Origin of the sequence: Aureimonas endophytica, assembly GCF_014642635.1 — a bacterium.
Lineage (GTDB): Bacteria > Pseudomonadota > Alphaproteobacteria > Rhizobiales > Rhizobiaceae > Plantimonas > Plantimonas endophytica.
The window spans coordinates 1-8,026 of record NZ_BMIQ01000020.1 but is presented as its reverse complement, the minus strand read 5'-3'; the positions used below and the strand labels follow the sequence as shown (position 1 = coordinate 8,026).

Sequence of the window (8,026 nt, the reverse complement as noted above, 5' to 3'; positions counted from 1 at the left end):
TCGATCGCTGCCGCAACATGATTTGCGAGCATCGTTCCCCTCGGGTCCAACCCGACCGGGAGGAGGTTCACATTCGACAAAGCTTCGCCGTTCGGGAAAATTGGCATTTCCCGTTGACTTGGCCTGAGGCTTTGGAGAAGATCAGAACCGCGACGAACTGTTCTTCTCTGGCCTTGCCAGATGTGACCCGACCCTAACCCGGTCGGGTTTTGCATTTTCAGCACCAATGACTCGGCGCTGATCGCCAACGATGCCCGCCGCGCGTTCCTGTGGCAAGTCCGCTTCCGCTCGACCGATGCAAGCTCGGCGCAAGGTTGCCATGTCCTCCTGCCCTCCTGACGGAGTCCGATCACGGAGACCTGACGGAGGCCGGCCGCCGGTCCCTGAGGAGACCGGAAGCCCTCCGCATGGAGGTTCAATGCCCGTCCAGTCGCTGACTTATTCCGAGCTGGCCGAGATCTGGGGAATCTCGAAGGAGGCTGCACGGAAGAAGGTGGAAGGTCTCCGCCTGCCGCGCCGGATCGGCAACGACGGCAAAGCCCGCGTCCAGATCGACCTCGAAGAGGTGAGGCATACGCCCAAGGCCTCCAGGCCGGAGACCGTTAGCCCTCCGGGCGCCGATCCTGCCGGAGGACTGCCGGCCTCCGACGCCGGAGACCCTGAGGAGACCGGGCGGTCTCCATCCCCGGAAGTCCTGCTACTTCAAGGACGTGTCGCCGATCTTAAAAGTGATCTCGAAAGAGAACGGGCCGAACGGCTCGCCGAGCGGGACCGGGCCGACCGCCTCGCTGGCGAGTTGAATGATCGCAGTCGCCGACTCGAAAACCTTGTCGATGAACTCCTCGAGCTTGCCGCGCTCCGCGAGCGACTCGTCGCCTCCGATCGCCAGCATGACGAAGCCGAGAAGCGGCACGTCGCCGAACTGGAAAAGATCGCGGCGGCCGGCCGCTCGGAAGCCGAACGGGCTCGGGCGGAGCTTGAGGCGTGGAAGGCAATGCCCTGGTGGAAGCGTCTCGCCGGCTGAAATTACCGGCGCTGTCGAATTCGACGGGGCGCATTACCTCACCCTCTCCGACGACGGAGGGGTGCAAGCCATGGCCGATCGCAGCGATCTCGAAACCGCACGACAGGCCGGCCGGTTCGTCGGCGCGCTTCTCGATAGCAGTCCAGATATGTGTCCCTGGACGAGGGACGAGCGAGTCGACCTTCAAGGCGCGTGGTTCACGGGCTTCCAGGAAGGGCGGTGGGCACGCATTCAGATTGATGCAGCCGAGTGGCCGCCGATCGAGATTAGTCTCGACGTGCTGAAAGGCCGTGCGGAATAGTCGACCTTATGCCAGATCATTGCAGAACCGAGACCGGAGCGGATGTCCCCGCCTGCAAGATCAAGAGGGGATAGGATGCCGTTCTCAACACCCCCGGAAGAGGACACCTATTGGCGGCGCGTATGGCTGTTCGCCATGTTCTGCTTCCTCGCTATCATCCTTGCCGTGGCTTTCCGTGTCAGCATGTAAGGCTGAAGAACCCGCTCCTCCAGGCCCTGCACTTGTCGGAACACTCGCATGGCTTCGTGGTTATCGGACCAGATGGGAATATCGTCCGACGCTTCAGTGCCGTTCCGCCAGACGCCTTCTATGGACACGCTGACTTGGGATCAGTTCGTAAAGACGCATGACGCCGGCCGTTTCGTCGGCGCGCTCTATGAGTTCGGCGCCTGGATGTGCCCATGGCCACCCGGCACGGATGAGCCGGAGCATCGAAAGGCATGGCTCGCCGGCTTTGCTGTAGGGCGATTTGCCCGGCAGCGGATGGATCCTGAAACATTCGATCCCAAGCCGGTAGACAGCCGATCGTCACGCGGCTGAACGCTTTGAGGTTGCGAGCGGCGAAGCGCATTCGACATGAAGGGATATGTCCCTTTCTGATCGATACGAACGAGCCATTCGTGAAGCCGCTCAACTCCGTGAAGAACGCTTGCAACTCCGGGAGCACTCTAAGGCGCTGCGTGCCGAGCGTGCTGGCATTTCTGAGGCAATAGCGCAGGAACGAGCGAAGCGGCGTCATAACGTGCCCTTCGGTTTGTTCTCGTCATTGGATGATCACAAGTGAAGCGGCAATCCATTCCTATGTTTTCACTCGGAACCCATGCAGTGGCGTGTTGATTTCCGGAGCGGGACTTGAACGAACCTCCAACGTGACGACCTGAAGCGTCCGCCGCTGCTCCTCCAGGTATCGGCGGACGTTTCGCGTTTAAGCTTCGGTAACCCTCTTCCGGCACGCTCGGTGTTGCATCATCAGTCGATAGAGATGCGCCAACCGCAGCGGAGCCTTTATTGCGTTCTGGCTCCGCTGCGGTTCACCCGAACGGGTGATAGCATGAAGCATATCAGGCATTCCCCTTCGTAAGACAGCAGCATAACTGGCTTTGCTTTGAGGGAACCCATCAAGCACTCGCTTATTTCCAAAGCGGGACCGTAATTGATCCCTCTGACAACCCGGACATGACCCAAGCAGGCGCCCGCCGATGTTACTCCATGCGTCGGCGGGCGTTTTTCGTTCAGCGAAGCTGAACTGTCAGGCGCTATCGAATTTCTACGAGAGTTCGGGAACGGCTTTCGAGCTTGTCAGCGGAAAAAGCAATTGGGCGATCTCCGAGGGGGAGACCGGCTTCTGACAAAACGGAATGTCGCGATAGGCGGGCGGGATGCCGTCCAGGTCATAGCCGGTCGCGAAGGCGCAGGGCACGCCGCATGCGCGCAAGGCGTCAACAAGCGGGAACGCCTTATCATCCTCCAGATCGATGTCGATTACCGCCCCGTCAAGGAGGAGGCCGCTGGCTATGACATCCATAGCCCGAGCAACAGTCGAGATAGGACCGACCACCTCGGCTCCGTAGCTCTCGAAGTCGTAAGCGATCTCGTCCGCGATCAGGAACTCGTCCTCTACGATCAGAACGCGCTTGTGCGCCAAGCTGAACGGCGGCGTCGAGGAGGGAATGAAGCGTTCCGACATGGCTTTCGTCACCTGTCGCGTCATTTTCGAGCGAAATAGTGCAGGGCTAAAAAATAGCCAGGCGACCTTCCTCCGAGCTTGAGGTTACCGGCAACGCGGCGCCCGTCCAGCTTTGCTCCTATAGGCGGATGGCGTGCCGATCCTGCCGGCTTACTCCTCCGGCGCCGCGATCCGCTTCGCGATCTTGGCGACCGTGGCGCGGGAGCATCCAAAGGCCCCCTGCACTTGCGTCCACGACGATCCGGCTTTCAACATCGCCGCGATGCCGGCATTGCGCTTGTCGTCTTCGGGGCGGCCTTTGTAACGCCCTTCGGCCTTCGCCTTTGCCTGCCCTTGAGCCTGCCGGCGGCGGCGATCCTCGTAATCTTTCCGGCTGACGGCGGCGAGCACGTCCAGAAGCATCGCATTCATCGTCTGGAACATCCGGCCGGTGAAATCGTCGGACGCCGTGGCGAGCATCCACGAGGTCGGAAGGTCCAGCGCCACGACGCGGACCTGACGGGCGTCGAGTTCCGCGCGGAGCTTCTGCCAATCGCCGGCCGTCAGACGCGATAGACGGTCCACCTGTTCGATGAGGAGCACATCGCCGGGACGGCTGTCAGCCAGAAGTCGGAAGAGTTCGGGACGGGCGAGCTTCGCGCCGCTCTCGTTCTCGACATAGGTCGAAGCGATCCGAAGACCGCGCTCCTCGGCGAAGGCTTCCAGATCAGCGCGAGCGCGGCCGGCGTCCTGTTCGGCGGTCGAGGCGCGGAGATAGAGACGGGCGAGCATGGGAGGGACCTTCCGAACTGCCAGAGTTCAATTTGGATGGTTCACACCGTATCAGTTCATTTTGGATGGTCAATGCATACATATTGAACCAGAAAACCAATGGTCTCCTAGAGGCATATTCAAAATGAACCATCCGGCCAGCGTGGTTTCGCTCTCCACTTTCCGGCAAATATTGCCATGTGCCCTGCATGGACAGGGAGATGGTCCAGCGACACCTCGATCAAACTCGCCGACCTCGAAGCATTACCTCTCCGTCTACCTCGACATGCTACAATATGCATATTCAACATATTTCGCGTGGACGAGATGATAGAAGAAGAAAAACGGAAATACGTAAAACTCGATGAGCAACGCTGGTTGCAGATCGAAACCGAATACCAGATTGGCGATACGACCCTCGAGGACCTGTCAGCCCGGCACGGTCCATCGGTGCGCGCGATCCAGATGCGCTTCCGTGAGCGCGGTATAGAACGAGGTGCTGCCGCCCCTGCGCTCGCTCCGGCCGTCCAGCGCCGATCCCGCGCCGATACTGACGACTTGATGGCGAAGGCGAAGGAAGTTCGTCAGCAACAGTATGACGGTGCGGACTTGATCGAACGTCTCGTTCTCGGTCAGCTTGAAGCAGCTCAGGCCGATCCGTCATCCGCCGCCAAAACCGCCGGCGTCATGAAGGCGCTCTCCCTCGCAGCCGCAGCCCTCGAACGAACATCCACGCTTAAGCGCCAAGCGCTCGGTATCGATAGCGACTCAGCGTTCGGGCGCGAACTCCCGGTGCTCACGATTGACGATATCACGCAAGAAGAGATCAACGCCATCCAACGCGGCGATGAAGATAGCAACGACGAGATCGTTGACGAATATTTGCCGGCCGAATGCGTGTGAACGGGGCAAGTTTTCATCAGGCAAATGCAAACCGCCGCGGAAGGGCGAAGTCTTAGAAAATTCGCGTTTCCCCGAAGGGTAAGATGCCTGTGAGCGCCGAGAAAATTTCGACCTGCAATCTTCGATGCTTTCGATCTCCGGTTCCTATGTCGATTTATCTAGAGAACACATACTGAACAATGTTACAATGGGTATATCCTCAAAGGTAACAACCCATCACATGCCAGATCATCGCAAAATCGTCTTGAACTCCGGCCGCGTCCATCAAATTGAACGTCTCTCGGAACTTCGCAAAACAAGTCTAGCCGGCGCAGTCGAAACGCTCGTCGCCGATCGTGTTAAGGCTGGCGAGATCCCGCCTGGCTTTCCCGCGTTCAAGATCGCTCGCGAGAACGAGCGGCTCGTCATCGTGCTCGACGGCCACGAGCTTAGCCCGGTCGCGCCAGACGCCGCTTCAAAGTTCGGCGCCGAGCTGGTTGTGCTCGCCGGCCGGCCGGCCGGCTCCGCGTCGCTTGATCTCGGCGACGAAAACGTTCTCGTCGCTCGTTGCAGCGGCTACGGCTTCACCATCTCGGCCGGCGGCGCTCGGCTCACGGTCTCGCGTTCCATGCTGGCCGAGATCGGCGAGCAGATCCTCGAGGCCGCCCGATGAGTCCGAATGCTCTCCTGATGCTGGCCGGCGTCACACTCGGCTCGTTCAGCGCACATGACACCTTCGTGCACATAGGCGGCGCGGAACTGCACATCGCTCGCCGGAGCGATGTGGCTCACGTCGCGAAGAAGCTGGACGCGCTCTGGTCTGCACCGATCGGCTTCGGCTTCGAGGTAAAATCTGATGCATCGCCGGTCCCCGTCTCGTTCATTCGAGAGTCGAACGGCGTCATAGTTCGGCAGGGCACTACGAGAACGACGATCGATGACACCGCGCTTGTGCTCCTTTCGAAGCAGCTTTCGAAGCTCGCTCGGAGCCGATGAGCGGCGGCATCTTCGATTAAGGTCGCCATCGGCCGCTATAAATGATTTGGGCTCCGGGTCGGCAAACCCAGAGCCCGAAATTTGGTTTGCTGGTCTCATGCAGCAGGTATGTCGATACCACAACACGCGCAGTTGCGCAAGCCCACGGACGACAGTCTCGAAGCGATCGAAGCAGCTCTCGCCGCACTCGATGACGAACCCGTGTGTGCGCCGCCGCCTACGACTTGGGTGCGCCAGGAGCACCACGAGCGGGACGAGTGGCACGAATGGCTCATCGAAGAATTCGGCATTGATCCTGGCGAGCTGAGCCGAAATTTTGTAAATTCTAAAACACCCAAACAGCGATGCTGGAATGAGTTCGTCCGCCTTCTACGGCAGGGCTTTCCGGCCGATGAAGCGAGCCGAGAAGCGCGGCGTCTCGCGGAGCTTCCTTTAGTGAGGGGCACGACATCACATTCTCGCTCCTCTTCGTCCATCACGTTACGCGCCATCTCGTCCATGAAGAGGCGGCGGGTCGTTCATCGTCGCAGACCGGCCGGCCGTCATCGGTTCGATGAGCACGACGCCGCCGGCTGGCATAACGCGCTGGCCGCTATCCCCGGATGCGAGGTGTGGACATTCGATATTCTTCTCGCGAAGGATCTCCAGCGTCGGGCATACGCTCAGACGGATCGCGGGACGGCGCACTGGCTCAAACGCCGTCTGGATCGCCAGCTCCGGAAGGCGCTCGGCTATGTGCCGGAGATGATTTTCGCTATCGGCATCGAGTCGCGATCCGGTTTGAACCTTCACGTCCATATCGTCGCCGCGATACAGCCGCAGCACCGCCCGGCCGTTCTGGAGGCGCTGAGGGCCTTCGCTGAGGTGCCGGCCGCCCGGAAGCCCTGGATCGATCACAAGCGCGCCAGAACGGCCGGCAAGGCGGTCTACGCCATCGAGAACGCCCGCGAGACCGAGGCGATGGGTTTCGTGCCCGGCCGAACTGTCATCGTCTCCCAGAACGTGAAGAGCGCGGCGACGGCTGCTTGCAGCAGCGCCGTCACCAAGCGGCCTACATCCCGTCCGGCCGTCCGACCGACAGACGAATCGGCAGTATCAATCAATATTGACTTATCATCATTGGAGAGTGTTGCTTATGACTGTGACCAATACGCAATAGACGCAGGCGTTGATTTGAATCATGAAGCACCTGTCACGGTCTCTTCACGAAACAAACCCGATGCAGCCAAATACCTTTATCTCGGACTCGCAGTTTGCGAGCCTGCTGGACGCGCTCGTTCAAGCGGCAACGACTCTAATCAACTTGCCCGAGCTGATCGATCGAGACGCGCTCGCGATGGCCCTCGCCGCCGGCGGCATATGCCCGGCGTCAATCCGCCACGATCTCGAGCGCGAGCGCCGCCGCCTGGCGAAGCCGAACCCATCCCGACGCACGACGGCATCTCACAAGTCCTGGGAGCGCTTCCGGGCGTCGATCGAACAGACAATCCGCGAATTGAACAGCGAGAAGCCGCCGAAGCCGCGCATCCGCGTCCGCGCACACTCCCGGAAGCTCTTTTCGCCCCATCACAGTGAGCCCGATTTTCATTCGGAGTGAGGAGTCGATCAAAACCTTCAAGTAGAACGCCGCAGAGAAGCGCTTCAGCCGGGAGCGTATTTCCTCCCGGTTCCTCTCTCAGAGCGCGCCAGCGGCCCGCCAAATCGGTTTCCTACCGTCTTCGATGCGTTTTCGAAGGGCGCGAACCTCTTCTGATATGAACTTGTAGGTGTGGAAGGCAGGGTTTTGTCCCCACTCCTCCGAGCGCCCATCCGAAGCCAGGTCTTCCATTCTGGCGCGACGATCGTCACAACGTTGGAGGCGTTCCGCGTCCACGACATCCGTCTTTCTCGGACCTCGATCAGCCCGAGCCGCCGCGCCTCGCGCATAGCGTTCTTCACGGTCGAGACCGACACGCCGGCCGTCGCCGCGATCGCGGCAAGGAACAGCTCACAGCGCCCGCGCCGCTGCACTTCGATGGCGATGACGGACAACACCGCGGACTCGCCGGCCGTGAACAACGCGGCGACACCAGGCGGCAACATCCCGGCCGCCACCCACCTCCGGCGCCGTTCTAAACTCGCCGCCGATCTCGGCCGCGATCCGACTCGTCGCTGTTCGGGCTTCTGAACGCTCTGGGAGGCCTTTCCGAGCGCCCGCCGGGCCTCGATAGCCTCGGCGAGTTCCTGCGCCTCCTCGGCCGTCACAAGGCCAGCGGCATGGGCCTTCCAGAGCGTTCTGGCGATCTCGTCCAGCTGCGACGGACGCGCGCCGTCGATCGCTGCCGCAACATGATTTGCGAGCATCGTTCCCCTCGGGTCCAACCCGACCGGGAGGAGGTTCACATTC

At 60.7% G+C, this 8,026-nt stretch carries 11 protein-coding genes; 7 read left to right on the top strand and 4 right to left on the bottom strand.

Features of this window, described 5'->3' with window-relative positions:
- On the bottom strand, positions 1 to 248 hold a 248-nt coding region (locus IEY14_RS25795), incomplete at its 3' end, for a hypothetical protein (protein WP_210318592.1).
- A gap of 170 nt (positions 249 to 418) precedes the next feature.
- Here IEY14_RS25795 and IEY14_RS25590 point away from each other — a divergent pair.
- From IEY14_RS25590 to IEY14_RS25580, 3 genes are all read left to right on the top strand, one after another.
- Complete coding sequence (locus IEY14_RS25590) at positions 419 to 1,024, top strand: hypothetical protein (protein ID WP_188913668.1); 606 nt, start codon at positions 419 to 421, stop codon at positions 1,022 to 1,024.
- Positions 1,025 to 1,094: 70 nt separating this feature from the next.
- The gene (locus IEY14_RS25585; protein ID WP_188913666.1) at positions 1,095 to 1,325 is read left to right on the top strand and encodes a hypothetical protein; all 231 of its coding nucleotides are present in this window, start codon (positions 1,095 to 1,097) and stop codon (positions 1,323 to 1,325) included.
- A 237-nt stretch (positions 1,326 to 1,562) separates the two neighbouring features.
- A complete protein-coding gene (locus IEY14_RS25580) occupies positions 1,563 to 1,865 on the top strand; it encodes a hypothetical protein (RefSeq protein ID WP_188913664.1) in 303 nt (100 codons plus the stop codon).
- 727 nt (positions 1,866 to 2,592) lie between these two features.
- On the opposite strand, the gene IEY14_RS25575 is transcribed toward IEY14_RS25580, so the two are convergent.
- Entirely contained in the window at positions 2,593 to 3,012 is a 420-nt protein-coding gene (locus IEY14_RS25575) for a response regulator (protein WP_188913662.1), read from the bottom strand.
- A 150-nt stretch (positions 3,013 to 3,162) separates the two neighbouring features.
- On the bottom strand, positions 3,163 to 3,783 hold the full coding sequence (locus IEY14_RS25570) for a recombinase family protein (protein ID WP_188913660.1): 621 nt from the start codon (positions 3,781 to 3,783) through the stop codon (positions 3,163 to 3,165).
- A 297-nt stretch (positions 3,784 to 4,080) separates the two neighbouring features.
- Between IEY14_RS25570 and IEY14_RS25565 the strand changes: the two genes are divergently transcribed.
- From IEY14_RS25565 to IEY14_RS25550, 4 genes are all read left to right on the top strand, one after another.
- The gene (locus IEY14_RS25565) at positions 4,081 to 4,665 is read left to right on the top strand and encodes a hypothetical protein (RefSeq protein ID WP_188913659.1); all 585 of its coding nucleotides are present in this window, start codon (positions 4,081 to 4,083) and stop codon (positions 4,663 to 4,665) included.
- A 220-nt stretch (positions 4,666 to 4,885) separates the two neighbouring features.
- Positions 4,886 to 5,317, top strand: coding sequence for a hypothetical protein (locus IEY14_RS25560; protein WP_188913657.1), 432 nt, complete (start codon positions 4,886 to 4,888; stop codon positions 5,315 to 5,317).
- Between the two features lie 17 nt (positions 5,318 to 5,334).
- Positions 5,335 to 5,640, top strand: a complete 306-nt coding sequence (locus tag IEY14_RS25555; protein WP_188913655.1) for a hypothetical protein — start codon at positions 5,335 to 5,337, stop codon at positions 5,638 to 5,640.
- 108 nt (positions 5,641 to 5,748) lie between these two features.
- On the top strand, positions 5,749 to 7,215 hold the full coding sequence (locus IEY14_RS25550; protein ID WP_188913653.1) for a hypothetical protein: 1,467 nt from the start codon (positions 5,749 to 5,751) through the stop codon (positions 7,213 to 7,215).
- 66 nt (positions 7,216 to 7,281) lie between these two features.
- Here the strand turns inward: IEY14_RS25550 and IEY14_RS25545 are convergent.
- The coding region (locus tag IEY14_RS25545) for a hypothetical protein (RefSeq protein ID WP_188913651.1) at positions 7,282 to 8,026 on the bottom strand (745 nt) is incomplete at its 5' end.

Bases quoted from the DNA above. Each gene is read 5' to 3' on its own strand.
- IEY14_RS25590 (WP_188913668.1), top strand. From the start codon at position 419: ATGCCCGTCCAGTCGCTGACTTATTCCGAGCTGGCCGAGATCTGGGGA.
- IEY14_RS25555 (WP_188913655.1), top strand. From the start codon at position 5,335: ATGCTGGCCGGCGTCACACTCGGCTCGTTCAGCGCACATGACACCTTC.
- IEY14_RS25580 (WP_188913664.1), top strand. From the start codon at position 1,563: ATGGCTTCGTGGTTATCGGACCAGATGGGAATATCGTCCGACGCTTCA.
- IEY14_RS25550 (WP_188913653.1), top strand. From the start codon at position 5,749: ATGTCGATACCACAACACGCGCAGTTGCGCAAGCCCACGGACGACAGT.
- IEY14_RS25570 (WP_188913660.1), bottom strand. From the start codon at position 3,783: ATGCTCGCCCGTCTCTATCTCCGCGCCTCGACCGCCGAACAGGACGCC.
- IEY14_RS25575 (WP_188913662.1), bottom strand. From the start codon at position 3,012: ATGTCGGAACGCTTCATTCCCTCCTCGACGCCGCCGTTCAGCTTGGCG.
- IEY14_RS25560 (WP_188913657.1), top strand. From the start codon at position 4,886: ATGCCAGATCATCGCAAAATCGTCTTGAACTCCGGCCGCGTCCATCAA.
- IEY14_RS25585 (WP_188913666.1), top strand. From the start codon at position 1,095: ATGGCCGATCGCAGCGATCTCGAAACCGCACGACAGGCCGGCCGGTTC.